The following is a 26536-nucleotide window of genomic DNA, read 5'->3' as shown; positions in this document are numbered from 1 at the left end:
AGGTTATTGCGTAAACTTTAAAAACTTTACCAACTCGCTGTTTCTTTAAGGTCATTTGTACGCTTTACTCACCGGCTGCTGCGGCGCGGAACGAGTGTGGCGGCATATTTTTGTTTGGAAAGGATACTTGGGTGGCTCTTATGACGCATGATGCTTTTTCCCTTCGCGGCCTCGCGGCAGGCTGCGCGCTTTTATTTCTCGTCGCGCCTGCGGTGCAGGCTGCGGAACAACTCCCCGATGCGCCATCCATTGACGCGCGCGCCTGGATCCTGATGGACTATGCCAGCGGCAAAGTACTCAGCGAAGGCAATGCCGATGAAAAACTCGATCCGGCAAGCCTGACCAAGATCATGACCAGCTACGTTGTCGGCCAGGCGCTAAAGGCGGGTAAGATTAAGTCTACGGATATGGTGACCATCGGGCGCGATGCGTGGGCCACCGGTAACCCGGCGCTGCGCGGCTCCTCGGTGATGTTCCTCAAGCCTGGAATGCAGGTGTCGGTGGAAGATCTTAACAAGGGCGTTATCATTCAGTCCGGCAACGACGCCAGCATCGCGATTGCCGACTACGTGGCGGGCAGCCAGGACGCCTTTGTCAGCCTGATGAACGGCTATGCGCAGAAGATGGGCCTCACCAATACCACCTTTAAGACCGTGCACGGGCTTGATGCGCCGGGTCAGTTCAGTACCGCCCGCGATATGGCGCTGCTGACCAAAGCGATGATCCATGATGTGCCGGAAGAGTATGCGATCCACAAAGAAAAAGAGTTCACTTTCAACAAAATCCGTCAGCCGAACCGTAACCGCCTGCTGTGGAGCACGAACCTTAACGCTGACGGCGTGAAAACCGGAACCACTGCCGGTGCGGGCTACAATCTGGTCTCTTCCGCGACGCAAAACGACATGCGCCTGATTGCCGTCGTGCTCGGTACCAAAACTGACCGTATCCGATTTAACGAATCTGAAAAATTGCTGACCTGGGGCTTCCGCTTTTATGAAACCGTGACGCCGATTAAACCTGATGCCACCTTCATTACCCAGCGCGTCTGGTTTGGCGATAGCAGTGAAGCGAAGCTTGGCGCGGGCGATGCCGGTTCCATCACGCTGCCGAAAGGCCAGTTGAAAAACCTGAAGGCCAGCTACACTTTGAATGATACGCAACTGACCGCACCGCTGACTAAAGGTCAGGTTGTCGGCACCATCGACTTTAAACTGAATGATAAAACCATTGAACAGCGGCCGCTGATTGTTATGGAAGCGGTCAATGAAGGCGGGTTCTTTAGCCGGATGATCGATTTCGTGCTGATGAAACTGCACGGCTGGTTCGGCGGCTGGTTCTCGTAAAATGCAGGCCGCGCCCTGCGGGGCGCGGTTTTAGTAAAGAAGTGAAATCTGTTTTTCTTTCGCCAGCGTAAGCAGCTCGTCATCCGGACACACGTCGCTGGCAATCACGTCAAACTGCGATAAATCGCCCATCCGCGCCGGCCGAACTTTGCCAAATTTACTGTGATCGACGACCAGCACGTGGTAGCGCGCGCTTTTCATCGCCCAGTGTTTAACCGGCAGCTCCTCGAGGTTAAAGCAGGTCGCTCCCTGCTCGCAATCGACGCCCGCGGCGGAATAAAACGCGATATCCGGGCAAAGATGGCTTAGCGTATCCTGCAGGCTCAGCGGTTTAAAAATGGCGTTGCTGGCGTGGAACTCGCCGCCGCACAAAATCGCGCGGCACTGTGGCTTTTCCTGCAAGGAAAGGAAGGTGTTGAGCGAATAGCAGACCCCGGTAAACGGCAGGGCGTTGTCGATGGCATCGATAATCCACGGCGTGGTGGTCCCGCAGTCGAAAAAGGCCATCTGATGGGCCTCAAGCAGCTTTGCCGCATGGCGGGCGGCGCGGCGTTTTTCATCAACAAGGCGCGTTTTCTGGTCGCTTAGCAGATAGTGCGTCGCGCTGCGCGGCTCCAGAACGATATAGCCGCCCAGCAAAACGACCGGGCCGCTGTGGCCGTTGAGGTCGCGACGAATAGTCATCTCCGACACCCCAAGCAGGGTGGCCGCTTCTTTTAGATGCAGTTTATCACTGCGCTTGAGTGCCTGAATAAGCTGGCTGATGCGTTCGTCACGACGAGTTTCCATATTCCCTCTAGGCTAAAGCGCCCTGCATCGACAGGGCGTCAGCGGCGATTTTACCTGCCGAAAGAGGGTTAGTCACGCGCAGGCGTTGGGCTCTGCCGCAATTTACCGGCGGCTGAGAAACAGGTTATTCGCGCACCCAGCCTTTGCGAATCGGTAGCGAAAAGAACAGGCGGTACAGCCGCTGCAGATGCTGATAAAGGGTCTTTCCGCCGCTTTGCCACAAAAGCTGGGCGCTTAGACAGGCGCTCATCGCGGTGAGAAGTCCGCCCAGCATATCCATCGGCCAGTGAACGCCGAGATAGACCCTGGACCAGGCAATTGCGCAGGCAACGGCGAAAAGCAGGACTCCCGACCACAGGCGGTGCCAGAACATAAAGGCCAGCGCAAAGGTAAAGCAGATGGTGCCGTGATTGCTCGGGAAGGAGTTGTTGGGCGAGTGGTGCAGGAAGTTATAACCCATACCGGCGGCGAACGGCCGTTCGTGCGGAAAAAGCGCGCCGAATATCCATGACAGCGTAAGACTAATGGCTAATGCCATCATCACCTTAAATACTAGCTGACGCTGGTTTGGACCCCAAAGCCATAAGGCTAATACCAATAATGGCACAATAATAATCAGGTCTTTGGCGATAAACGTCGCGATCTCTATCGCCCACCACGGGGACGAGGGAGTGGCATTGAGTAATGCAAACAGCGAGTAGTTAATATTTTCCAGCATACGTCCGGGCTCTTTAATCCGTTATCAACAAGCCGCCCACCCTAAGAAACGGTGGCGCTAAGGTAAAACAGTATTTTCTTAATTATCAGTTTGTTATGAGTGAAATCTTGCATGTATCTTCGTTAACAGACTGAATAAAGGAGTATATAGTGTGTAATCTAATTGAAACATAAACGAAATACATACAGCGGGATTTTTTATTCGCTGGTGGCGAAGAGGTTGCAGAATGGCGATATTTTTCGCCATCGCTCACAATTCGCTATCTCCCCGGCACGACTTTCATTAAACTTTGCGCGGTTTTATTTAAATAAGAGATTTCATGCACAATTCTTCACTTTCAGGCAAACGCCTCGGACGTCAGGCGCTGCTCTTTCCGCTGTGCCTGGTGTTATACGAATTCGCCACCTATATCGGCAATGATATGATCCAGCCGGGCATGCTCTCGGTCGTGGAAGAGTTTGGCGTTGGCAATGAATGGGTTCCGACCTCCATGACCGCCTATCTCGCCGGCGGTATGTTTTTACAGTGGCTGCTGGGCCCGCTTTCGGACCGCATCGGCCGCCGTCCGGTCATGCTGACCGGGGTGGTGTGGTTTATCGTGACCTGCCTGGCGACGCTGCTGGCGCAAACTATTGAGCAGTTCACGCTGCTGCGCTTTTTGCAGGGTATCAGCCTGTGCTTTATTGGCGCGGTTGGCTATGCGGCGATACAGGAGTCTTTTGAAGAGGCGGTATGCATCAAGATTACCGCCTTAATGGCCAACGTCGCGCTGATTGCGCCGCTGCTTGGGCCGCTGGTGGGCGCGGCCTGGGTACATATCCTGCCGTGGGAGATGATGTTTGTCCTGTTTGCCGTACTGGCCGCTATCGCCTTCTTCGGGCTACAGCGGGCGATGCCGGAAACCGCCACCCGCATGGGCGAGAAACTCTCGGTAAAAGAGCTGGGGCGTGATTATCGTGAAGTGCTGAAAAACCTGCGCTTTGTCGCCGGCGCGCTGGCCACCGGTTTTGTCAGCCTGCCGCTGCTGGCGTGGATAGCCCAGTCGCCGGTGATTATCATTAGCGGCGAGCAGGCGACCAGCTACGAATATGGCTTGCTGCAGGTGCCAATCTTTGGCGCGTTGATCGCCGGTAACCTGGTGCTGGCGCGCCAGACTTCCCGCAAAACGGTGCGTTCGTTGATTATCCTCGGCGGCTGGCCAATTATGCTTGGCCTGCTGATTTCCGCCGTCGCTACGGTCGCCTCGACGCACGCTTATTTGTGGATGACCGCCGGGCTGAGCGTTTACGCCTTCGGCATTGGGCTTGCTAACGCCGGGCTGGTGCGCCTGACGCTGTTTGCCAGCGAAATGAGCAAGGGGACGGTATCGGCGGCGATGGGGATGCTGCAAATGCTGATCTTTACCGTGGGTATTGAAGTGAGCAAGCACGCCTATGAGTCTGGCGGCAGCGGACTCTTCAGTTTGCTGAATTTGCTTAGCGGGGTGCTCTGGCTGGCGATGATGGTCTACTTCCTGAAGGACAAACGCGTAGGCAGCTCCCTCGAACCGCAGTAACTCTCCAATGACCTGCTGCGACGTTACGCGCCGCAGCAGGCGCTGTCTCAGACGAACGGCGCTTCGCGATTAAGCACTTTATCAATGATATGGAGTACGCCTTCTTCGTTATTGTGCGGCGCACGATAGCCAGCAACGGCCTTCACCGGCGCGGCGGCGTTGGCCATCGCGTAACCGAATCCGGCATGCTGCAGCATTTCAATATCGTTGCCGCTATCGCCAAAGGCGACCACTTCATGATTCTCGATCCCCCAGCGCTCCTGCAGGATGCGCAGGCCGTTAGCCTTGTGTACCCCAGGAATAATCAGGTCAATGCTGCCGTAGCCGGTAGCGACTGCGGTTACCATATCGCCAAGCGCGGCGTGCAGCTTCGGCTGTATCTCAGGGATCAGCTGGTCCGGGACGTTGAGGCCAAATTTCAGAATCGCATCATCAGCAATATGATTAAAGTCGTCGACCAGTTCGAGGCGATGATAGTACTTCGCCGCGACCGCTTTCAGCTCATCATTATACTGGTTGAGGGTATAAGCGCTGCGCTTACCGCAGGCGATGATTTCAATGTTGGTCAGCGTCTGGAGATGATCGATGACGGTATTGAAATGTTCCTGCGGCATCCGGCAGTTAAATACATCTTCTCCGGCGCTGACCACCCAGCCGCCGTTTTCGGCGACAAAGGCGATCTCGTGCGCTACCTCCGGGAAGAAGGAGATAAGCTGGTAATACTGGTTGCCGCTGGCGACGACGAAGCGGATGCCCTGCTCGCGCATCCGCTGATACTGGGCGAGGAAGCGCTGACGGTTATAGGTTTTGGCATCGCTCAGAAAGGTGCCATCCATGTCTACCGCAATCAATTTGATGCTCATTAACTATTCTCCATCACGGGTTCAGAGTGTGGCTTCGCAACCGCCCGGGCGACGATGGCCGCGACCAGCACCAATGCCAGCACTACCATCATGGCGCTACGCAGGCCGAAGTGCTCGCCGAGGAAGCCCAGCAGCGGCGGCCCGACGAGGAAGGCGAGGTAGCCGGTGATCGCCACCACGCTGACGCGCTTCGGCGCATCCGGGCCAGTGTCGCTGGCGGCGGAAATGGTCAGCGGGAAGCCGAGCGATGCGCCGAGGCCCCATAATAGTACCGAGAGGCCGGCGACCCACGGGTTATCGACAAAAATAATCAGGCCAATGCCCAGCGCGCCCATGACCGCGCTGGCGCGAACCACAGTCACCCGGCTGTAGCGGTCAATAAACCAACCGCCGGTAAAACGGCCGAGGGTCATACCGAGGGTGAAGCCCGCGTAAATCAGCGACCCGGAAGTCGGGCTGAAGCCGTGGCCGTCCACCATCAGCAGCGGCAGCCAGTCGTTGGCGGAACCCTCGGCAAAGGCCATGGCCAGGACGATGACGCCAATCAGCAGCAATTGAGCATCTCGCCATATCGGCAGGCCTTTGCCTTCATGGCGCGCCGCTTCCGCTGCATTCTTGCCGGTACCTTCCGGAATTGCGCGAATGGCGATAGCGATGGGGGCGACAGCCACCAGCGCCGCCAGCAGAATGTGCGGCGCGGCGGGCAGGCCGAAGCCGGTGACCGCCATGCCTATTCCGGCGCCGACGAGCGTGCCGAAGCTGTAGAAACCATGCATCATCGGCAGCACGGTTTTATTCATTTCGCGTTCAACGGCGGCGCCTTCAACGTTAATCGCCACTTCCGCTGAACCAAAGCTGGCGCCGAAGATGGCTAAGCCAACAGCAAACAGCACCGCCGAGGTAAACCATAGCGCGGCGCTGAGGACCAGCATGCCGACCACCGCGCAGGACATGGTGGTACGAATCACTTTTCGGGTGCCGAATCGATTGACCAGCCACGCTGAGCAGAGGATGCCGCTCATCGAACCTATTGATAGTCCAAATAATACAATCCCCATTTCCGCCGTCGAGAGCGCGAGCAGATCGCGAATCGCCGGCGTGCGGGTCGCCCATGAGGCCATGAGTAATCCAGGGATAAAAAAGAACATGAAGAGCGCCCACAGCCTTAGCTGAAGGGCTCTGCGGGAGGTTTGCGCTGTCATCCGTAAATGCCCGAGAGTGGAGAGATGCAGACAACAGTAGCAAGGTTGTGTACATTTGTACATCCAGGCTGCTTGCTGAAGAATGTTTTTTTATTGACCTCTATGATTCGATTCAGCCTGAGGAATGCGCCCAGCATCCGCTAAGGGATTAAGCGCCTATTTAAATGAGAGAGGAACACTGATGGCCCGTCGACCAAACGACCCGCAGCGTCGGGAGCGGATTTTGCAGGCGACGCTGGACACGATCGCGATACACGGCATCCACGCGGTCACGCATCGGAAAATCGCCACCTGTGCGGGCGTGCCTTTGGGCTCGCTGACCTACTATTTCAGCGGTATCGAGGCGCTGGTCGAAGAAGCGTTCAGCCTGTTTACCGGCCAGATGTCGGCGCAGTATCAGCTGTTTTTTGCCGATGTGCATAGCCGCGAAGAGGCCTGTGACGCGATTGCCGAGCTGATATTCAGCGCCCAGGTGACCACCGCACGCAATATGGAGCTGATGTATCAGCTGTATGCTTTTTGCAGCAGCCAGCCGAATTTAAAAGCAGTCATGCAAAACTGGATGCTGCGCAGCCAGCAGACTCTGGAACAGTGGTTTGAACCAGCAACGGCCCGCGGGCTTGACGCCTTTATCGAGGGTATGACGCTGCACTTCGTGACCGACAGAGCGCCGCTATCCAGAGAAGCAATTCGACTGATGGTGGGAAGGCTGGCGGGAGAGTGAGCGGGGCGCAGAAGACAAAAAAACATTTATGTAAGCGGGTTGGTAATAATAAATATTTATAGCTTTCTCAACGGGTTAGGTCCTTTATAAGGAGTGGCGATTAGGGGGGCGATGCCAACCGCTGCCGCCACTTAAACTCATGAAGAGTGTATCTCCTGCGTTGGTAAGTTTGAATGTAAATTTCAAAATTTCCTACTGTCGTTAGTTTATTTATCATGCGGGAATTTGTATTTCTCCCCAAATAGGAGCAGTTTCTGCGATGAAAAAAACAACATTATATCCATCTTTTGATAAAAATCGATAAGCATTTGCTATAGCTTTTTTGTTGTTTTCATCATTCTCATTGCCATAAATACTGACATATACTTTAGTGATTTGACTCTCTCGGATTTGGTCAAATATATGCCTGTCGTTCTTATCCATTGAATGTCCGTATATGAACAATGTCCCTTTCAACCTACGTAACGCTGCGTAGCAAAAGTTTAAATAGGGATTGTGTAGAATTCTCTCTTTTTTCTTTTCACTTGTTGGTTCGGAAACAAAAAGAGGGAAAGCATCTTCATCTAAATTTATCTGAACTTGTTCGATAATAGTGTTACCATTATCACTACTTGCATGTTTCTTTATTAAAGAACCTTGCTCATACAAATGTAGCGCACCATGCAAGAAAAATACTTCTTGATCAGTGTCATAGCGTTGCCATGTTCGTCCAGCCCTAAAGCCATCATCTGTCTCAAAGTTTAAAGGCTCAAGGCTGTTTTTATTTCTAGCCCAATACATTAATAAATCATAGTTAAGCGTGAACAATCCTTCAAAACAAGATAAGAAAAACCTCGCGGAAGAAAATTGCCTGCCTGATATTTGATGTGGGTATGTTGGGTGAGAATTAGAAATGGCATTGATAAGTGCCGTTTTCAGAGCTTCCTGATGTTCGTTGATTAGATTTATCATTTCGCAATGAGGGTCATAGTGTTTAATTATCCTATTTGCTGATGAAAGTTTATCCATTACTGACTCAAAATCGAATGTATTTAGCTCTTGAAATAATTTTCTTATTAAATCTCCATGAGCACCAAAGTTGGCATTGTCGAGAATATTCCGGTAATTGAATATTTGTGGAGACCAAGCTTGTGAAAAACCATTTCCCATAAGCAGGGAGGGTTTTTCCCCTTCCTGCAAGGAAGCGAGTGCTTGTGCAAAAGTATGCATGAATCATACTCATTTGTTGTATGTAGATGACTTGATTCTATGTTAGCCTTAGAGAATAGAAAAGTGGGCTAATCACAATTTTACTATGAGCAGAGCATATTTACAAATTTACGTACTGCCATAAAAAGGCCCCCATGTCAGAGGGCTAAATTTAACTGTACTTTAGAATAGTGGTTAATGTATAATATAAGCTATTTCATACAAGCACTACTATAATTCTGTGTACATCGCTATAGGTTCTAAAATTAACTCTTTGTCAGCTACATCTAAAAAAGATTTTTCGACATTATAGTTTGCTTCGTTAAGTCCTTTGATCGCACCTCTGAAGTCATTGAATCCAACATCAGGTATAGTCCATTCGTCAGTTTTAAACTGAGTAGTAATACCAAGTATAGTGAATTCTGTAACAGTTTTTCTGGAGTACCTTTTTAAAATAGTTGACACTGGTTGTTTGAGGAATTCCCTCTCAAAGAATCCAGAAATAATATATTCACCCATGTTTTGATTGATTTCTATTTCCGTTCCATAACTGAATTCTAAAATTTCTGCAAGGCTATCATGATACTTCTGATTTGAACATGTACGAATATACGCTAGCTCATCTTCAAGTGATTTTATTTTTGAGCGTATATCAGCTATTTGTTGTTTGTTATTTTTTGTGAGTTCTTTTAGTTTTGAGTATAATTCATTGATCTCTCCAGCATTAGTTATATATGCAAGGTGGTCATTGAATTTGTTAAAATCTTTGGTTAAATTAGTAAGTGCAACCGGGTCTGTTATTAATATTACACCAGTGGATTTAATAAATGGATGATTTTTTATTTTGTTGAAAGATATCTTTTCATTAAATGCGCCTTTTGATAGGGTGGTTATTTTGTCAAGCTCATGTAGCTTATTTTCGAACATAGAATAATGATAGTCATAAGGTTTTACATAATTCTTACGACTATCATTCTCCGTGTTGTTGTTTTCAAAGTTTTTTATGCTATCCTTCTCGGAGAAACTGTATCCTTTTTCAATTAATGATTCAAAAACAACACCTTTAAATAACTGTGCACTGAGTGAATACATTTTCTCATAATCGAGATAAATTATATTTTTAATAGAATTGTTATTATTTTCAGAACTCATTCTAAATCTCCTTTGTTTTATCTTTGTATTGATTCTTCTTTATTTCTAATCGTTTTTGGTAATCATCAAGCTCTTTTTTAGTTTTCCTGATATTGTAAACGCTATAAATAATAGCTATCAAAGAGACTAGTACTGATACCCAATTGAGATATGTGAAAAATTTCTCCATGTCTACATCTCCTCCATTGACAATTGTTCATTGCTTTGAAGTTTATGATGTGCGGTAAAACTCAAAAGTGTTGATGATAAACAAATAATAAACAATACAAGTATGCTACTGTTGAGATTCATTATTTCTGGATTTTCTTCAGAAATAATGGATAAGGCATAGTATAGTCCAGAAAAAAGAATCAAGACGGTAGTAATGCTAAAACAAACAGTCTTAAATTTTTTGTGCTCATCATTCAATATTTCTGCTGCCCCTACAGTCGAGACTTGCATTACTAATGAAAATGCTACTAAATCAGAGATTGTTAATATGTGCGGGCTGATGTTAGTGGTAAAACCTAAAAGGAATCTTACCATGAATGGTACGATTGCAATGACAAAGGTATAGAAAAACCAGCGAAGCTTTGTTTCACTCATTTTTTGACCTCAGTAATAATAACTCTCACGAAGCTAATGAATGTAATATCATTCTTGTTATACACAAAGGTACTATCTTGATACCGCACTTGTATTTTTGAATTTGATAAAAGAACAATGTCTCGCAATGTTTTTTGCCCATCAATATCTATAAGCCATTTTCCATCTTCAACATGATTGAAATTCGAATCGCAGATATATGATCGTTTCTCATCTACTACGATATATAGTGAGTCTTCCTTGATAGAAATATAATTTTTATCCCAGACGCACTCACCATCCTCCTTAAGATTTCCTTGAGTAAGACAAAATTTTTGAAGCTTGAAAACTTCATTTGTTGATTTATGAACAGATTCGCCAATACCGGATACTAACCAATCTAGAGGCACACCTGTTTCCAAAGCACATTGGATGATCCAATCTGCAGGAAATGTATTACGCATATATCTATTCGCTAGCGTGCTTTTAGATACGCCCAAGTGGTCTGCCAAGGCCTGCCGAGTTGTAAAGCCATATGCCTCAACTAAACGTTCAATAGCCGCCTTTCCTCCTTGATTGAGATTAGTTATGTTCTCAATTGGGTACTTTGTGTTGTTAGAACATCGATTGCTCGGAGATATACCTTGTGTTGGAGTTGAGTCTGCGGGGAGATACACGGGTGCATTTATGTCAACACCTGACGATAACCATTCAATTGAAACGCCAGTCTCAATTCCACAAATAACAACCCAATCAGCAGGAAATGTATCCCGTGCATACCTGTTGGCCATTGTGCTCTGCGGAATACCCAGATGATTACATAGTGCTTTTCGCGAAGTGAAATCGTAGGCGGCAAGTATGCGTTCTATGATTTGCTGTCCCCCACAGTTTTGTATGATGGATGATTTTAGATTGCCGCTAATGTGGCGAAATGTGTTTTTTTGAGTTGATATAACCAAATTGCGATCCTATTATCCGAATTGTGAAGTTTTTGGTCACTATTTAACCAGAATAATCACAAGCCAACGGGAGATTGTTGCATCATGACCCCTTACATTTCAATCACTCTTAACACGCCTCACATCACAATTGAGCGTTAATAGAGAAACAACTGGTCTTTCAATCGATACCATCAGCGATATGGATGGAAAGGCCTGCCGCTTTTTTCAAAAGGGAAATTTACCGTTGATGAGATAGAGCATAGCGGCAGCTCGGACCGACTGACAATCCGTGCCCGCAGCGCTGATTTCAGGGAGACGCTAAATGTACGGCGTGAAAAGTCCTGGCACAAAACGACAGTGGGTGAGGTGGTGAAGAAGATTGCCACTCGGCACAGCCTGAAGGTTGCCATCGGCAATGATGTAGCGGGCAGGCTGTAAATCACCTAGAGCAGACCAACGAGAGCGACGCCAGCTTTTTGATGAAGCTGGCGGGACGGTGCGATTGCCTCAGTGAAGGACCGTAATTTGCTGTTTATCCGGCAGGGGCAGGGGAAAACGGCCAGCGGTAAAGCGCTGCCGGTCATCACTATTACCCGCCGGGACGGTGGCAGTCATCGCTTCAGCCAGGCGGACAGGGGAGCGTACACTGGGGTAATTGCTCACTTGTTGCATACGCGCGAACTGGAGAAAAAAGAAACCACCAAAGTGAAGCGCCGCCGGAAGACGACAAAACCAAAAGAGCCGGAAGCAAAGCAAGAAGATTACCTGAGCGGGACGGATGAGAACGTCCTGGTTCTGAACCGGACCTATGCCAAGCGCGCTAATGCGGAACGCGCAGCAAAAATGAACTGGAAGCGGCTGCAGTGTGGTGTGGCGTCATTTTCCCTGCAGCTGGCAGAAGGCCGCGCGGATCTCTATACGGAAATGCCCGTGAAGGTCATCGGCTTTAAACAACCCATTGATGATGTCAGCTGGACCATCACCACGTTAACGCACACGGTAAACCCGGATAGCGGATTTACAACCAGCATCGAGCTGGAAGTGAAAATTGATGATTTAGTAATGGACTGAGGTTTTCATAAGAGAACTTAAAGTTCACGAAATGAAATAATGTTGTATCATTATTGCGATTTCAGCAAAAAAGGCGGGGATGTAAAATGATGATTTGCCCAGTATGTGGAAGTGCAGCCCATACTCGCAGCAGTTTCCAGGTCTCTTCAATGACCAAAGAACGTTACCACCAGTGCCAGAATATCAACTGCAGCAATACGTTCGTAACGCATGAGACTTTTGTTCGCTCAATTTCTACACCTAAAGAGGCCCATCCTGTGCAGCCTCATCTCACAAATTCAGGCCAGGCTGCGCTGGCTCTTTGAGGCTGTCGCCACTTTGTCGCCATGACTTAAAAAGAGGGTTTGTAACTCAATGATTTTAAAGGCCGTAAAATTCAGGCAACAAAAAACCCATCAACCTTGAACCTAAGTGGCGGGGTTGATGGGCTCCACAAAATGGGGACATCAAAGAAAAGCAGTGGCACTACTTATGACTGATGCCAGCAAAAAAAGTTCTGCGTATGCGCGTTTTTTTTCTTAAAAAATTCACTGTAGTCCCGGCCAGATGATGACAATCAGCGTACCTGCCAGGGTTAACAATACGTTAGCGATGGCGTAGGTCCCCGCGTATCCCAGCGCCGGGATATTGCTGCGGGCTGTATCGCTGATAATTTCCATCGCCGGCGCGCAGGTACGGGCGCCCATCATGGCGCCGAAGAGCATCGCGCGGTTCATGCGCAGGATGTACGCGCCGAACAGGAAGCAGATAACCACCGGTACCAGGCTGACGATCAGGCCCGCCGCCAGCATCTGACCGCCGACGGCGCCGAGGCCGTTGTTAATCCCGGCGCCCGCGCTGAGCCCCACGCCGGCCATAAATACCATCAGGCCGAACTCTTTCACCATATTCAGCGCGCCCTGCGGGATGTAGCCGAACGTCGGATGGTTGGCGCGCAGGAAGCCGAGCATAATGCCGGCAAACAGCAGACCGGCGGCGTTACCGATGCCGAAGCTGAACGAACTGAACTGGAAGGTGATCATGCCGATCATCAGGCCAACGATAAAGAAGGCGCAGAAGGCGAGCAGGTCGGTCACCTGGCTGTGAATGGAGATGAAGCCGATACGATCGGCGACGGTTTTAACGCGACGCGCGTCGCCGCTGACCTGCAGCACATCGCCCTTGTTGAGCACCACGTTATCGTCGATAGGCATTTCGATCTGGCTGCGAATGACGCGGTTTAAGAAGCAGCCGTGGTCGGTCAGCTTCAGCTGCGCCAGGCGACGGCCGACGGCATTGTGGTTTTTGACCACGATCTCTTCGGTGACGATTCGCATATCGAGCAGATCGCGGTCGAAGACCTCTTTGCCGTTACGGAAGCTTGGGTCGAGGCGGGCATGGGCATCCGGGTAACCCACCAGGGCGATATCATCACCCATCTGCAGCACCGCATCGCCGTCCGGGTTCGCGAGAATGCCGTTGCGGCGGATGCGCTCAATGTAGCAGCCGGTCTGGCGGTAAATACCCAGCTCGCGCAGATTTTTACCATCAGCCCACGCCACCAGCTCCGGACCGACGCGGTAGGCGCGGATCACCGGCAAATAGACCTTACGCCGGGAGTCGGTATCGAGACCGCGCTCGCGGGCGATTTGCTGGGCGCTGGTCTGCAAATCCTGATGCTGCAGCTTCGGCATATAGCGGGCGCCGACGATCAGGCTGACCAGGCCAATCAGATAGGTCAGCGCATAGCCGAGGCTCAGATGATCGAGCGAAAGGGCGAGCTGATCGCTGGGCATGCCGAAGTGGCGAAGCGTATCCCCGGCGCCGACCAGCACGGGAGTGGACGTCATCGCGCCGGCGAGCATCCCGGCCGTCAGGCCGATATCCCAGCCGAAGAGCTTACCCAGCCCCATGGCGATCAGCATTGCGCTGCCGACCATCACCAGCGCGAGCATCAGGTAATTTTTCCCATCGCGAAAAAAAATAGAAAAAAAGTTGGGGCCCGCTTCTACGCCGACGCAAAAAATAAACAGCATAAAGCCGAGATTGAGGGCGTCAGTGTTAATACTGAAATGCTGCTGCCCTAATAATAGGGAAACCACTAAAACGCCAATGGAATTACCAAGTTGTACCGACCCGAGACGCAGTTTCCCGAGGCAGAGTCCCAGTGCAAGTACAACGAACAATAACAGGATGTAATTCCCGTTTAACAAATCTGCGACGTTTATATTCACGAAAGCCAACTTCTCATTTACTAGTAAGTTGTTGAAGGAAATGGTTATTTGGTCTAAGGTTGGTCCAGTGTTCGCGTTGTCCCGAACGCTATTCTGGCATCCCGTTATAACCAGCAAAATATAGTCGATAGTTTAATCTTTCCTGGGGGCTGCGGCTAGCAACAATCGTTATTACCTTGACGGGATCTTTTATTGGCATGGATTGCCAGAATCTTTATCTGACTGGGCGAAGTGGAAGTTGGTTAGAGGCAAAATCAGGAGGATGTCGTGAAATCTGAGCGTGCTTGGGCCGGTATTATCTGTGGGTTCTTTCTATTTATCGTGGTTTGCTTATCGCTGCTGTTACATATGAAAGGCGCCTTTCGGGCTACCGGTAACCCTGAGCTCGGGCTGCTGTTCTTTTTGCTACCCGGTGCGGCGGCAAGCTGCCTCTCCCCGGGTCAGCGGGTGCTGCGTCCGCTTATCGGCGCTATGCTGGCTGCGCCTATTTGTCTGGTCGTCATGCGGTTATTCTTCGTCACTCAACGATCTTTCTGGCAGGAACTGGCGTGGCTATTTAGCGCGGTGTTCTGGTGCGCGCTGGGCGCGCTGTGCTTTTTATTTATTTGCGCCTGGCTTGATACCAGACGCAAGCCCTCGTCAGAGGAGTGAGTCGTCTCAGGCAAACAGACCGAGATTCTCTTTCGCCCAGGCTTCAAAGTCAGTGCAGCCGCCAATGTGCTTCTGATCGACAAAAATCTGCGGTACGGTTTCAACCGGTTTACCCACGGTTTTCTCCAGATCGGCTTTGCTGATGCCTTCAGCGTGGATATCAATGTAGCGATAGTTAAAATCATCGCGCTCGTTGCTCAGTTTTTCCGCCAGTTCTTTGGCGCGAACGCAATATGGGCAACCTGGACGACCAAAAATTACCGTAAACATACTCTCTCTCCTTAAACCTCAGCCGGATGGCGAATGGGGCGTATCATGCCGCGTTATGGCGACGGGGAAAAGAAGGTTCTGCCTTTTGCTTTGATGGCTTAAGGCTATGTTTGTTAAATATTCTGCTGATGAAACCGCTATACTCCCTCTGATACGCGACTTTTTTACCCGGTTGCGTGATTGCTTTGGACCGGAGGAGCGTTATGCGATCGCCCGCAGCATTACCCAAAAGCGTTCTGGTAGTTGAGTTTATCGGCATGGTGCTGTTGACCCTGGCCTGGCTCTCGCTTAATCAGTACGTCAGCCTGCCTGCGCCGTTTTCCAGCCCGACCGCGGCGCTGCTGATGATCTTCGCGGGGATCCTGCTGATGCTTCCGGCCGCCGTGGCGTTAATCTGGCGTGTGGCGAAAGTTGTTGCCCCGCAGTTGACGCAAACGAAAAATTCCCCTTCATCATTGCCTGACAGAGAAAAACGAGATGACGCCGACCATTGAGCTGCTGCGTAGCCACCGTTCTATTCGCCATTTTACCGACGCGCCGATCAGCGAAGAACAGCGCGCCGCAATTATCGCCAGCGCGCAGGGAGCCTCCAGCTCCAGTTTTTTACAATGTACCTCAATTATTCGCGTTACCGACCCGGAAATACGTCAACAGCTGGTGCCGCTGAGCGGCGGACAGCAGCACGTGGCGCAGGCTGCGGAATTCTGGGTATTCTGCCCTGATTTTAACCGCAATCTGCAAATCTGCCCGGACGCTCAGCTGGGTCTCGCCGAACAGCTCCTGCTGGGCTGCGTCGACACCGCGATTATGGCGCAGAATGCGCTGGTGGCGGCGGAATCTCTTGGCCTGGGCGGCGTCTATATCGGCGGGCTGCGTAACAATATTGATGCGGTGACCCAGCTGCTGAAGCTCCCACAGCACGTAATGCCGCTGTTTGGCCTGTGCCTTGGCTGGCCTGACGATAATCCGGAAGTGAAACCGCGCATGCCGTCGGCGATGCTGGTTCATGAAAATTACTATCAGCCGCTGGATGAGACGGTCCTTGCTGAATATGACGAGCAATTGGCGCACTATTATCTCTCTCGCGGCAGCAACACGCGTCGCGATACCTGGAGCGACCATATCCGCCGGACTATCGTCAAAGAAAGCCGGCCATTTATTCTGGAATATCTGCATAAGCAGGGATGGGCTACGCGCTGATTGCGTGTAAACTGCACCCGGTCTGACGCAAGGAAATTCCGCAGGTCAGCGCTAATTTAAAACGTTGTTTGCTACTCAGAGGCCCGCCAGAGCGGGTCTTTTCGCAGAGGTGCAGGGTGAAAATTGCCATATTATCCCGGGATGGAACGCTTTATTCATGTCGACGCCTGCGCGAAGCCGCGCAAAAACGCGGTCATCAGGTGGAAATCCTCGATCCGCTTTCCTGCTATATGAACGTCAGCCCGGTGGCCTCGTCAATTCACTATAAAGGCCGCCAGCTCCCGCATTTTGACGCCGTGATCCCGCGTATCGGCACGGCGATCACCTACTACGGCACCGCGGCGCTGCGTCAGTTTGAGCTGCTCGGCAGCTACCCGCTGAATGAATCGGTAGCCATCACGCGCGCCCGCGACAAGCTGCGCTCGCTCCAGCTGCTGGCGCGCCAGGGCATCGACCTGCCGCTCACCGGTATTGCCCACTCGCCGGACGACACCAGCGATCTGATCGCCATGGTTGGCGGCGCGCCGCTGGTGGTCAAGCTGGTGGAGGGGACGCAGGGGATCGGCGTTGTGCTGGCCGAAACGCGCCAGGCGGCAGAGAGCGTTATTGACGCTTTTCGCGGCCTGAATGCGCATATTCTGGTTCAGGAGTATATCGCCGAGGCGAAAGGCCGGGACGTGCGCTGCCTCGTGGTGGGTAATGAAGTGGTCGCGGCGATTGAGCGGCGGGCGAAGGAGGGCGATTTTCGCTCCAACCTGCATCGCGGCGGCGTAGCCTCGGTGGCGCTTATCAGCGAGCAGGAGCGTGAAATGGCCATTAAGGCGGCGCAAACGCTCGGGCTGGACGTGGCGGGCGTGGATATACTGCGCGCCACGCGCGGACCGCTGGTGATGGAAGTGAACGCTTCTCCGGGGCTGGAGGGGGTTGAAACCACCACCGGCGTCGATATTGCCGGCAAGATGATCGCCTGGATTGAACGACAAGCGACGCCCGGATTTTGTCTGAAAATGGGGGGATAGCTGCCTTTCGCGACACCGTCATGGAATACGGCGCTTTTTTTGCGTAAGCTATGGCGTCGCATTTTTCACAGTAAGAGGTCACAGGTCATATGGATTCACTGGTCGTTCCGGGTCTTGATACGTTACGTCAATGGCTCGACGAATTGGGCATCAGCTTTTTTGAGTGTGATTCCTGCCAGGCACTGCACCTGCCGCATATGCAAAATTTCGAAGGCATTTTTGATGCCAAACTTGACCTGGTTGATAACGTGGTGCTTTTCTCCGCGCTGGCTGAGGTGAAACCCTCCGCGCTCCTGCCGCTTTCCGCCGATCTTTCTGCGATTAACGCCAGCTCGTTGACGGTGAAAGCTTTCCTCGATATTCAGGATGATAATCTGCCGAAACTGGTGGTTTGCCAGGCGTTGACCGTCGGCGTCGGCGTGACGATCGATCAGTTTGCATGGTTTTTCCGCCAGAGCGAAGAACAGATATCGATGGTCATCCTTGAAGCCAGTGCTAACCAGGTGCTGTATAAGTCTGAGGAAGAAGAGCCGATAGCTGAGAATATTCAGTACCATTTTCTTCACTGAGGCTGGCGAAAAATAGCGCAGTCACTGCCATGGTGGCTGCGTATTACCCGCGATTATTCTGTTGTTAACCTTTCTGTAAAGAATTTTTCACCGCCATTCCGCCGTTTTCGGCTTATCACATAGACCCTTATTGCATAAAAAATTGATAAAAGCCCTTTTTTTCTCCTGGGCTATAGCCTCTTATTCTGGCTACAGTTATTCTGACGCTGCTTCCAGTTGCGGGCAACCATTCCGGGAGAGGTCCTCTCTCCTTTTCTTAGGCATTGAAAAAATATGCATGATTATTGCATGCGAACAAGTGCGTATATTCAGCCCGCTTGTTAACGGGCATTGAGAAGGAATAAGAGATATGACCGCCTTTGGTAAAAAATGGTTAACAGGTCTGGTTACGGGTGCGCTGATGGCCGTCTCTGCCGGTTCGCTCGCAGCCGAACAAAAAACCCTGCATGTATATAACTGGTCTGATTATATTGCTCCGGATACGGTGGCGAATTTTGAAAAAGAGACCGGTATTAAAGTGGTGTATGACGTTTTTGACTCCAATGAAGTGCTGGAGGGTAAGCTTATGGCGGGCAGCACCGGATTTGACCTGGTGGTGCCGTCGGCCAGCTTCCTCGAGCGCCAGCTGGCGGCAGGGGTGTTCCAGCCGCTGGATAAGAGCAAGCTCCCCAACTGGAAAAATCTCGATCCGGAAGTGCTGAAACTGGTCGCGAAGCACGACCCGGACAATAAATACGCGATTCCCTACCTGTGGGCGACAACCGGCATAGGCTATAACATCGATAAAGTGAAAGCCGTGCTGGGCAAAGATGCGCCGCTGGACAGCTGGGATCTGGTGATGAAACCGGAAAATCTGGAGAAACTGAAAAGCTGCGGCGTCTCCTTCCTTGATGCCCCGGAAGAGATTTTCGCCACCGTGCTGAACTACCTCGGCAAAGATCCTAATAGCACCAAAGCCGATGACTACACTGGCCCGGCAACCGACCTGCTGCTGAAGCTGCGTCCGAATATTCGCTACTTCCACTCTTCGCAGTACATCAACGACCTGGCGAACGGCGATATCTGCGTCGCGATCGGCTGGGCGGGCGACGTATGGCAGGCGGCTAACCGGGCGAAAGAAGCGAAGAACGGGGTCAACGTTTCCTACTTTATCCCGAAAGAGGGCGCGCTGGCGTTCTTTGACGTCTTCGCTATGCCGGCAGATGCGAAAAACAAAGAAGAGGCTTATCAATTCCTGAACTATCTGATGCGTCCGGACGTTATCGCGCATATTAGCGATCATGTCTATTACGCTAACGGCAACAAAGCATCTACGCCGCTGGTCAGCGAAGCGATCCGCAGCAATCCGGCCATCTACCCGCCGGCTGACGTCTTCGCCAAGCTGTTCACCCTGAAAGTCCAGGATCCGAAAATCGATCGCGTGCGTACTCGCGCATGGACGAAGGTGAAAAGCGGTAAGTAATTCTCCGTGAGTTGTAGGCCGGATAAGCGTCGCGCTGCCGGCAACAGGTGCACCGTTATGGTGCGCCTGCACCATGATTTGATTTCTGCCGGAGAACACCCCGTGAATGATGTAATTCCTCGCCCGCAGGCGAAAACCCCCAAAGCGCTGACCCCGCTGCTCGAAATCCGTAATTTAACGAAGTCCTTCGATGGCCAGCACGCCGTCGATGATGTCAATCTCACCATTTATAAAGGCGAAATTTTTGCCCTGCTGGGCGCATCCGGCTGCGGCAAGTCAACCCTGCTGCGCATGCTGGCGGGATTCGAACAGCCTACCGCCGGGCAGATTGTCCTGGATGGCGTCGATCTGGCGCGGGTGCCGCCGTATCAGCGGCCGATTAACATGATGTTTCAGTCCTATGCGCTCTTTCCCCATATGACGGTGGAGCAGAACATCGCCTTTGGCCTCAAGCAGGACAAATTGCCTAAGGCTGAAATCACCAGTCGGGTGCAGGAGATGCTGGCGCTGGTGCATATGCAGGAGTTCGCAAAGCGTAAACCGCATCAGCTCTCCGGCGGTCAGCGTCAACGCGTGGCGCTGGCCCGCAGCCTGGCGAAAAGACCGAAACTGCTGCTGCTTGACGAGCCGATGGGCGCGCTGGATAAGAAGCTGCGCGACAGGATGCAGCTGGAAGTGGTCGATATTCTTGAGCGCGTCGGCGTCACCTGCGTGATGGTGACCCACGATCAGGAAGAGGCGATGACCATGGCGGGGCGTATCGCCATTATGAACCGCGGCAAGTTCGTACAGATCGGCGAGCCGGAGGAAATTTACGAGCACCCAACTACCCGCTACAGCGCGGAGTTTATCGGCTCGGTTAACGTCTTTGAAGGGCTGGTAAAAGAGCGCCAGGAAGATGGCCTGGTGCTGGATTCCCCGGGCCTGACGCATCCGCTGAAGGTCGATCCCGATGCCTCCGTCGTCGATAACGTCCCGGTGTGGGTGGCTCTGCGCCCGGAAAAAATTATGCTCTGCGAGGACCCACCGGCGGATGGCTATAACTTCGCGGTAGGTGAGGTTATCTATATTGCCTATCTCGGTGACCTGTCTATCTACCATGTGCGCCTGAAAAGCGGGCAGATGCTCAGCGCTCAGCTGCAGAACGAGCACCGTTACCGCAAAGGTGCGCCAACCTGGGGCGATGAAGTCCGTTTATGCTGGGACGCCGATAGCTGCGTCGTGCTGACGGTGTGAGGAGAGGGCAATGAGTACATTAGAACCCCCGTCAGGCGTAAACAAACCGGGCGGTTTCGCGCTGTGGCTGGCGCGGCTGCAGATGGCCCACGGGCGCAAGCTGGTGATTGCGCTGCCTTACATATGGCTGATCCTGCTGTTCCTGCTGCCATTTCTGATCGTCTTTAAAATCAGCCTGGCGGAGATGGCGCGGGCGATCCCGCCCTACACCGAGCTGCTGGAGTGGGCCGACGGCCAGCTAACGTTAACGCTGAATCTCGGTAATTTCCTGCAGCTTACCGACGATCCTCTCTATTTTGAGGCGTATCTGCAGTCGCTCCAGGTGGCAGGGATCTCGACGTTCTGCTGTCTGCTGCTGGGTTATCCGCTGGCGTGGGCGGTGGCGCACAGTAAGCCATCGACCCGGAATATCCTGCTGCTGCTGGTCATTCTGCCGTCATGGACGTCGTTTCTGATCCGCGTCTATGCCTGGATGGGGCTGCTGAAAAGCAACGGCGTGCTGAACAACTTCCTGCTGTGGCTGGGGGTTATCGACCAGCCTCTGGAGATCCTGCACACCAACCTGGCGGTCTATATCGGTATTGTTTACGCCTATCTGCCGTTTATGGTGCTACCGATTTATACCGCCCTCACGCGCATCGATTACTCGCTGGTTGAGGCGTCGCTGGATCTGGGCGCCCGGCCGCTGAAGACCTTCTTCCAGGTGATCGTCCCGCTCACCAAAGGCGGGATTATTGCCGGGTCGATGCTGGTGTTTATTCCGGCGGTAGGGGAGTTCGTTATCCCGGAACTGCTGGGCGGCCCGGACAGTATTATGATTGGCCGCGTGCTGTGGCAGGAGTTCTTTAACAACCGCGACTGGCCGGTGGCTTCGGCGGTAGCGATCGTGATGCTGCTGTTGCTGATCGTACCGATCATGTGGTTCCACAAGCATCAGCAAAAACAGGTGGGGGAACACGGATGAATAATTTACCGGTAGTCCGTTCGCCGTGGCGAATCGTCATTTTGCTGCTTGGCTTTACCTTTCTGTATGCGCCGATGCTGATGCTGGTGATTTACTCGTTCAACAGCTCAAAGCTGGTGACGGTATGGGCCGGATGGTCGACGCGCTGGTATCGCGAGCTGTTTCATGACGATGCGATGATGAGCGCGGTAGGCTTAAGCCTGACCATTGCCGCCTGCGCCGCGACGGCGGCGGCGATCCTCGGTACCATTGCCGCAGTGGTGATGGTGCGTTTTGGCCGCTTCCGCGGTTCAAACGGCTTTGCTTTTATGATCACCGCGCCGCTGGTGATGCCCGATGTGATTACCGGCCTGTCGCTGCTGCTGCTGTTTGTCGCGCTGGGGCATTCAATTGGCTGGCCGTCAGATCGCGGCATGCTGACCATCTGGCTGGCGCACGTGACCTTCTGTACCGCGTACGTCGCGGTGGTCATTTCATCGCGCCTGCGTGAGCTGGACCACTCTATTGAAGAGGCGGCGATGGATCTGGGCGCCGCGCCGCTGAAGGTCTTTTTCGTCATTACGCTGCCGATGATTATGCCGGCGGTGGTCTCCGGTTGGCTGCTGGCCTTTACGTTGTCGCTCGACGACCTGGTTATTGCCAGCTTTGTTTCCGGGCCGGGGGCGACGACGCTGCCGATGCTGGTCTTCTCCAGCGTGCGCATGGGGGTTAACCCGGAGATTAATGCCCTGGCAACGTTAATCCTCGGCGTGGTCGGCATTGTTGGTTTTATCGCCTGGTATTTGATGGCCCGCGCGGAAAAGCAGCGGGTGCGCGATATCCAGCGTGCAAGAAGCGGCTGAACCACCTAAAATCTGCAATAGAGTTAACATCGGCGCCGCATTTGTGGCGCCGTTTTCATGGAAGACTTTACGTTGGGATTGTTTACTAAAACGCGTTCGTCTCATGCTCGTCTTAACGTTCCTGCGCTGGTGCAGGTGGCGGCCTTCGCCATTATTTTAATCCGCGGCCTGGATTTGCTGATGATCCTCAACCAGCTTGGCGTTCAGGGAATCGCGGATTTTGTCCATCGCAGCGTGCAGACGTGGGCGCTCACCCTGGTGTTTCTCTCAAGTCTGGTGCTGGTATTTATTGAAATCTGGTGCGCGTTTTCGCTGGTAAAAGGGCGCAACTGGGCGCGTTGGCTGTTCCTGTTGACGCAGATTATCGTGATTGGCTACCTGTGGGCCGCTTCTTTGGGCTACGGTTATCCTGAGCTGTTTAGCATTGCCGGTGAATCGAAGCGCGAAATATTTCGTTCTCTGGTGCTGCAAAAGCTGCCGGATCTACTGGTGCTGGCCATGCTGTTTGTTCCGGCCCCGTGCCGACGCTTTTTCCGTTTACAGTAACGGTGATACAATCCCCGCCCCTGTTTTTTTGAAGGTCTTGTTATGCACTGCGCACTCTATGACGCGGGCCGCTGTCGCTCCTGCCAGTGGCTGGAACTGCCGGTATCGCAACAGCTCGCCGATAAAATGGCCGATTTGCGCACGCTTCTCGCCGATGCGCCCGTCGCTGAATGGTGCGCGCCGGTTTGCGGCCCGGAAAGCGGGTTTCGCAACAAAGCGAAAATGGTGGTCAGCGGTAGCGTAGAGCGCCCGCTGCTCGGAATGCTGCACCGTGATGGCGCCCCGGAAGACCTGACCGACTGCCCGCTTTATCCGCAAAGCTTCGCGCCCGTCTTCGCTGCGCTCAAGCCGTTTATCGCTCGCGCCGGGCTCACGCCCTATAACGTTGCCCGCAGGCGCGGAGAGCTGAAGTACATTCTGCTGACCGAAAGCCGGTTCGACGGCGGTATGATGCTGCGCTTTGTCCTGCGTTCGGAGACCAAGCTTGCCCAGCTGCGCGCCGCGCTGCCGGAGCTTCAGGCGCTGCTGCCGCAGCTGCAGGTGATTACCGCCAATATTCAGCCGGTGCATATGGCCATCATGGAAGGAGAGCGGGAAATTTTCCTCACCGACCAGCAGGCGCTGGCGGAAAACTTTAACGGCGTGCCGCTATGGATCCGCCCGCAAAGCTTCTTTCAGACCAACCCGGCGGTGGCCAGCCGGCTGTATGCCACCGCTCGCGACTGGGTGCGCCAGCTACCGGTTAATCATATGTGGGATCTCTTTTGCGGCGTTGGCGGCTTTGGTCTGCACTGCGCCACGCCGGAGATGCGCCTGACCGGGATTGAGATTGCCGCTGAGGCCATCGCCTGCGCCAGACAATCGGCGGCGCAGCTCGGACTGCAGAATCTGCATTTCCAGGCGCTCGATTCCACGCAGTTTGCTGCCGGCGAAGGCGAAATTCCCGATCTGGTACTGGTGAACCCGCCGCGTCGGGGTATCGGCGACGGACTGTGCGACTATTTAAACCGTATGGCGCCGGATTTTATTATCTACTCCAGCTGCAACGCCCGCACGATGGCGAAAGATATCGCCCGGTTGAATGGCTACCGCATCGCGCGCGTCCAGCTATTCGATATGTTCCCGCATACCGCCCACTATGAGGTGTTGACCCTGCTGGTTCGCGAAGTATAAACAAAATGTGAACTCTTCAGCCGGCAAAGATCGGGTAAGCTTGGCTTATCAGAACGTAAGAATAGCGGAGTGCTGCCGGTGGCAAAAAAAATTCTGTTGGTTGAAGATGATGAAGATATCGCCGCGCTGCTGCGCCTGAATCTGCTGGATGAGGGCTATCAGATTGTCCACGTGGCGGACGGAGCCCAGGCCCTGCGCCTGCTGGAAAAAGAGCTTTGGGATGCGGTGATCCTCGACCTGATGCTGCCGGGCGTAGACGGTCTGGAAATTTGTCGGCACATTCGTCAGCAAACCCGCTATCTGCCGGTTATCATTATCAGCGCTCGCGCCAGCGAAACCCAGCGGGTACAGGGGCTGGAGATGGGAGCGGATGATTATCTGGCCAAACCCTTTTCGATTCTCGAACTGACCGCCCGGGTCAAAGCGGTGTTCCGTCGCCAGGAGGCGATGGGGCAAAATTTGTTAATGGATGCCGGGCGTATCAATAGCCACGGCTTGAGCATCGATCCTCTATCCCGCGACGTTAAGCTGCGCGGCGAGATGGTGGATCTCACCCCGCGCGAGTTCGATCTTTTATACTATTTTGCTCGTCACCCCGGGGAGGTCTTTTCCCGTCTTGAGCTGCTCGATCGGGTGTGGGGCTATCAGCACGACGGCTATGAGCATACGGTCAATACCCATATCAACCGTCTGCGCACCAAAATTGAGCGTGACCCGGCGGAGCCGGACATCATTTTGACCGTCTGGGGTAAAGGCTATAAATTTGCCGTGGAGCGCAAAGAGGCGCAGCCATGATCCGCCGTCTCAGCCTCAGCCAGCGCCTGGCGCTGGTGTTTACCTCGTTACTGCTGCTTTGTGCGTTAGCCGTTTGCCTGATCCAGCTCTACAGCAGCGCGCAGTACGGCAACGTGATGGTCCAGCGTCTTTCCGCCGGGCTGGCGCAGCAAATCGCCGCTCGCGAGCCGCTGCTGGACGCTCAGGGGCAGGTTGACCGCCGGATGCTGAAACCGCTTTTCGACCGGCTGATGACCTTCAACCCCAGCGTGGAACTGTATCTGCTTTCGCCCGACGGCGAGCTGCTGGCCGACGCTGCGCCGCCCGGTCATATCAAACGTCAGCGCATCGATCTGGCGCCGGTGCAGACGTTCCTTTCCGGCGGCGCGTGGCCGGTATACGGCGACGATCCGCGCAGCCTTGATAAACAAAAAGTATTTAGCGTGGCGCCGCTGCGCCAGGACGGTCAGCTACGCGGCTATCTCTATATCATTCTGCAGGGCGAAACCTTTAATGAACTGGCGGCAAGCGCCTGGCTGAAAACACTGTCCAGCCTGCTGCTGTGGACTCTGCTGCTGGTGGCCGCTCTCGGCCTGCTGGCGGGACTGCTCGCCTGGCGGTGGGTCACGCGCCCGGTGCGTCAGCTCACCGCGCTGGTGGCTACGAATGAGCAGGACAGCATCCATGCGATTAAGGCGCTGGCGGCGCAAACCCCGGAGGCGAATCCGGGAAACGAAGTCGCCGTACTGCATAACCGCTTTATTGAACTGGCCCGCCAGATTGCCGGGCAGTGGGATCGTCTGGCCGATAGCGACCGTCAGCGGCGGGAGTTCGTTGCCAATATCTCCCATGATTTACGCACGCCGCTCACCTCCTTGCTGGGATATCTGGAAACGTTAAGCCTGAAGGCCGATCGCCTGACGATGGAAGAGAACAAGCAGTATTTGAATATCGCGCTGCGCCAGGGCAATAAAGTGCGCCATCTTTCTCAGCAGCTGTTTGAGCTGGCCCGCCTGGAGCACGGTGGGATTAAGCCGCAGCCGGAAACGTTCGTGCTGGCCGAGCTGGTGCAGGATGTGGCGCAAAAATTCGATCTGCCCGTCGCGACGCGCAATATCGGTTTGCAGCTGGAGCTGGCTGCCGGATTACCGCCGGTCACCGCCGATCTCTCAATGATTGAACGGGTGTTGACCAATTTGCTCGATAACGCCATTCGTCATACGCCGGAGGGGGGGGTTATTCGCCTGGCGGCTCGGCGGGCAGGGCCAGAGATTATCGTCGAGGTGGCCGATAGCGGGCCGGGCATCGCCGGCGAGCTGCGGGCAACCTTGTTTGAACGACCTTCGGTGCTGGAACCTGGCGCGCAAAGCGCATCGAGAGGAGGGTTGGGATTAATGATTGTCCGGCGGATGCTGCAGCTGCACGGCGGCGATATTCGCCTGCTTGAAGCGCCGGCAGGAGCCTGTTTCCAGTTTACCCTGCCGGTTTAAGGTGGCGGATTGGTTGC

Annotated in this window: 27 protein-coding genes and 2 pseudogenes; 19 read left to right on the top strand and 10 right to left on the bottom strand. The window is 53.2% G+C overall.

Going from position 1 to position 26536, the window contains the following annotated elements; all coding sequences use genetic code 11:
- Nucleotides 1-140 precede the first annotated feature (140 nt).
- Nucleotides 141-1343, top strand: a complete 1203-nt coding sequence (dacC, locus tag ACSIPU_RS07220) for a serine-type D-Ala-D-Ala carboxypeptidase (protein ID WP_016808089.1) — start codon at nucleotides 141-143, stop codon at nucleotides 1341-1343.
- Nucleotides 1344-1373: 30 nt separating this feature from the next.
- On the opposite strand, the gene deoR is transcribed toward dacC, so the two are convergent.
- Both deoR and ybjG read right to left on the bottom strand, forming a co-directional pair.
- The gene (gene deoR / locus ACSIPU_RS07215) at nucleotides 1374-2132 is read right to left on the bottom strand and encodes a DNA-binding transcriptional repressor DeoR (protein WP_004100552.1); all 759 of its coding nucleotides are present in this window, start codon (nucleotides 2130-2132) and stop codon (nucleotides 1374-1376) included.
- A 124-nt stretch (nucleotides 2133-2256) separates the two neighbouring features.
- On the bottom strand, nucleotides 2257-2850 hold the full coding sequence (gene ybjG, locus ACSIPU_RS07210; protein WP_004100554.1) for an undecaprenyl-diphosphate phosphatase: 594 nt from the start codon (nucleotides 2848-2850) through the stop codon (nucleotides 2257-2259).
- A gap of 319 nt (nucleotides 2851-3169) precedes the next feature.
- On the opposite strand from ybjG, the gene ACSIPU_RS07205 reads away from it, so the two are divergent.
- Nucleotides 3170-4405, top strand: coding sequence for an MFS transporter (locus ACSIPU_RS07205; protein WP_017146226.1), 1236 nt, complete (start codon nucleotides 3170-3172; stop codon nucleotides 4403-4405).
- A 47-nt stretch (nucleotides 4406-4452) separates the two neighbouring features.
- Here ACSIPU_RS07205 and ACSIPU_RS07200 read toward each other — a convergent pair whose 3' ends face one another.
- Entirely contained in the window at nucleotides 4453-5268 is an 816-nt protein-coding gene (locus tag ACSIPU_RS07200; protein ID WP_016808087.1) for a Cof-type HAD-IIB family hydrolase, read from the bottom strand.
- A complete protein-coding gene (locus tag ACSIPU_RS07195; RefSeq protein WP_017146224.1) occupies nucleotides 5268-6470 on the bottom strand; it encodes an MFS transporter in 1203 nt (400 codons plus the stop codon). The genes ACSIPU_RS07200 and ACSIPU_RS07195 overlap by 1 nt, the downstream gene beginning before the upstream one ends.
- 181 nt (nucleotides 6471-6651) lie before the next feature.
- Here ACSIPU_RS07195 and ACSIPU_RS07190 point away from each other — a divergent pair, with 181 nt between their 5' ends.
- Complete coding sequence (locus ACSIPU_RS07190; RefSeq protein ID WP_004100562.1) at nucleotides 6652-7194, top strand: TetR/AcrR family transcriptional regulator; 543 nt, start codon at nucleotides 6652-6654, stop codon at nucleotides 7192-7194.
- Between the two features lie 213 nt (nucleotides 7195-7407).
- Here the strand turns inward: ACSIPU_RS07190 and ACSIPU_RS07185 are convergent, their stop codons facing one another.
- From ACSIPU_RS07185 to ACSIPU_RS07170, 4 genes are all read right to left on the bottom strand, one after another.
- Nucleotides 7408-8403, bottom strand: a complete 996-nt coding sequence (locus ACSIPU_RS07185) for a DUF4917 family protein (protein WP_196558066.1) — start codon at nucleotides 8401-8403, stop codon at nucleotides 7408-7410.
- A gap of 210 nt (nucleotides 8404-8613) precedes the next feature.
- Complete coding sequence (locus ACSIPU_RS07180) at nucleotides 8614-9534, bottom strand: DUF6414 family protein (protein ID WP_196558065.1); 921 nt, start codon at nucleotides 9532-9534, stop codon at nucleotides 8614-8616.
- Nucleotides 9535-9705: 171 nt separating this feature from the next.
- The gene (locus ACSIPU_RS07175) at nucleotides 9706-10119 is read right to left on the bottom strand and encodes a hypothetical protein (protein ID WP_196558064.1); all 414 of its coding nucleotides are present in this window, start codon (nucleotides 10117-10119) and stop codon (nucleotides 9706-9708) included.
- Nucleotides 10116-11051, bottom strand: a complete 936-nt coding sequence (locus ACSIPU_RS07170; RefSeq protein WP_196558077.1) for a phage repressor protein CI — start codon at nucleotides 11049-11051, stop codon at nucleotides 10116-10118. The genes ACSIPU_RS07175 and ACSIPU_RS07170 overlap by 4 nt, the downstream gene beginning before the upstream one ends.
- Nucleotides 11052-11141: 90 nt before the next feature.
- Here ACSIPU_RS07170 and ACSIPU_RS07165 point away from each other — a divergent pair.
- The 3 genes and pseudogenes from ACSIPU_RS07165 to ACSIPU_RS07155 all read left to right on the top strand — a co-directional run.
- Nucleotides 11142-11259: pseudogene (locus ACSIPU_RS07165) on the top strand (regulator); the annotation flags it as partial.
- Nucleotides 11241-12110, top strand: a pseudogene (locus tag ACSIPU_RS07160) (contractile injection system protein, VgrG/Pvc8 family); the annotation flags it as partial. The pseudogenes ACSIPU_RS07165 and ACSIPU_RS07160, both read left to right, overlap by 19 nt.
- Nucleotides 12111-12196: 86 nt before the next feature.
- Nucleotides 12197-12415, top strand: coding sequence for an ogr/Delta-like zinc finger family protein (locus tag ACSIPU_RS07155; RefSeq protein WP_196558063.1), 219 nt, complete (start codon nucleotides 12197-12199; stop codon nucleotides 12413-12415).
- Nucleotides 12416-12637: 222 nt separating this feature from the next.
- Here the strand turns inward: ACSIPU_RS07155 and ACSIPU_RS07150 are convergent, their stop codons facing one another.
- Nucleotides 12638-14323, bottom strand: coding sequence for an aspartate:alanine antiporter (locus ACSIPU_RS07150; protein ID WP_004100564.1), 1686 nt, complete (start codon nucleotides 14321-14323; stop codon nucleotides 12638-12640).
- A 267-nt stretch (nucleotides 14324-14590) separates the two neighbouring features.
- On the opposite strand from ACSIPU_RS07150, the gene ybjM reads away from it, so the two are divergent.
- Nucleotides 14591-14974: an inner membrane protein YbjM gene (gene ybjM, locus ACSIPU_RS07145; protein ID WP_004100565.1), complete on the top strand. Its 384-nt coding sequence runs from the start codon at nucleotides 14591-14593 to the stop codon at nucleotides 14972-14974.
- A gap of 6 nt (nucleotides 14975-14980) precedes the next feature.
- Here the strand turns inward: ybjM and ACSIPU_RS07140 are convergent, their stop codons facing one another.
- Nucleotides 14981-15244, bottom strand: coding sequence for a GrxA family glutaredoxin (locus tag ACSIPU_RS07140; RefSeq protein WP_004100567.1), 264 nt, complete (start codon nucleotides 15242-15244; stop codon nucleotides 14981-14983).
- A gap of 203 nt (nucleotides 15245-15447) precedes the next feature.
- On the opposite strand from ACSIPU_RS07140, the gene ACSIPU_RS07135 reads away from it, so the two are divergent.
- The 12 genes from ACSIPU_RS07135 (at nucleotide 15448) to ACSIPU_RS07080 (ending at nucleotide 26519) form a co-directional block, all read left to right on the top strand.
- Nucleotides 15448-15738, top strand: coding sequence for a YbjC family protein (locus ACSIPU_RS07135; RefSeq protein ID WP_004100569.1), 291 nt, complete (start codon nucleotides 15448-15450; stop codon nucleotides 15736-15738).
- Nucleotides 15722-16444 carry a nitroreductase NfsA gene (gene nfsA, locus ACSIPU_RS07130; protein ID WP_049127549.1) on the top strand — a complete coding sequence of 241 codons (723 nt, stop codon included), beginning with the start codon at nucleotides 15722-15724 and terminating at the stop codon, nucleotides 16442-16444. Before ACSIPU_RS07135 ends, nfsA begins: the two co-directional genes overlap by 17 nt.
- A gap of 116 nt (nucleotides 16445-16560) precedes the next feature.
- Nucleotides 16561-17463 (top strand): 30S ribosomal protein S6--L-glutamate ligase, encoded by a 903-nt coding sequence (gene rimK / locus ACSIPU_RS07125; RefSeq protein ID WP_004100575.1) that lies wholly within the window; start codon nucleotides 16561-16563, stop codon nucleotides 17461-17463.
- Nucleotides 17464-17552: 89 nt separating this feature from the next.
- Nucleotides 17553-18032 carry a YbjN domain-containing protein gene (locus ACSIPU_RS07120; RefSeq protein WP_004100577.1) on the top strand — a complete coding sequence of 160 codons (480 nt, stop codon included), beginning with the start codon at nucleotides 17553-17555 and terminating at the stop codon, nucleotides 18030-18032.
- A gap of 349 nt (nucleotides 18033-18381) precedes the next feature.
- Nucleotides 18382-19494 (top strand): spermidine/putrescine ABC transporter substrate-binding protein PotF, encoded by a 1113-nt coding sequence (gene potF, locus ACSIPU_RS07115; protein ID WP_016808083.1) that lies wholly within the window; start codon nucleotides 18382-18384, stop codon nucleotides 19492-19494.
- A gap of 102 nt (nucleotides 19495-19596) precedes the next feature.
- Nucleotides 19597-20730 (top strand): putrescine ABC transporter ATP-binding subunit PotG, encoded by a 1134-nt coding sequence (gene potG, locus ACSIPU_RS07110; protein WP_004134592.1) that lies wholly within the window; start codon nucleotides 19597-19599, stop codon nucleotides 20728-20730.
- 10 nt (nucleotides 20731-20740) lie between these two features.
- Nucleotides 20741-21694, top strand: coding sequence for a putrescine ABC transporter permease PotH (gene potH / locus ACSIPU_RS07105; RefSeq protein ID WP_032727987.1), 954 nt, complete (start codon nucleotides 20741-20743; stop codon nucleotides 21692-21694).
- On the top strand, nucleotides 21691-22536 hold the full coding sequence (potI, locus tag ACSIPU_RS07100; protein ID WP_004100585.1) for a putrescine ABC transporter permease PotI: 846 nt from the start codon (nucleotides 21691-21693) through the stop codon (nucleotides 22534-22536). The genes potH and potI overlap by 4 nt, the downstream gene beginning before the upstream one ends.
- A 57-nt stretch (nucleotides 22537-22593) precedes the next feature.
- Nucleotides 22594-23082: a YbjO family protein gene (locus ACSIPU_RS07095; RefSeq protein ID WP_004100588.1), complete on the top strand. Its 489-nt coding sequence runs from the start codon at nucleotides 22594-22596 to the stop codon at nucleotides 23080-23082.
- A gap of 42 nt (nucleotides 23083-23124) precedes the next feature.
- Nucleotides 23125-24255: a 23S rRNA (uracil(747)-C(5))-methyltransferase RlmC gene (gene rlmC, locus ACSIPU_RS07090; protein WP_435321784.1), complete on the top strand. Its 1131-nt coding sequence runs from the start codon at nucleotides 23125-23127 to the stop codon at nucleotides 24253-24255.
- Between the two features lie 78 nt (nucleotides 24256-24333).
- Nucleotides 24334-25050, top strand: coding sequence for a response regulator transcription factor (locus ACSIPU_RS07085; protein WP_142478275.1), 717 nt, complete (start codon nucleotides 24334-24336; stop codon nucleotides 25048-25050).
- Nucleotides 25047-26519 (top strand): sensor histidine kinase, encoded by a 1473-nt coding sequence (locus ACSIPU_RS07080; protein WP_004100593.1) that lies wholly within the window; start codon nucleotides 25047-25049, stop codon nucleotides 26517-26519. Before ACSIPU_RS07085 ends, ACSIPU_RS07080 begins: the two co-directional genes overlap by 4 nt.
- Nucleotides 26520-26536: the final 17 nt, after the last annotated feature.

The sequence above is a fragment of the Klebsiella sp. HN106 genome, from assembly GCF_051209435.1.
Lineage (GTDB): Bacteria > Pseudomonadota > Gammaproteobacteria > Enterobacterales > Enterobacteriaceae > Klebsiella > Klebsiella oxytoca.
The sequence above is the reverse complement of the archived record's forward strand: the minus strand, read 5'-3'. Positions and strand labels throughout refer to the sequence as shown.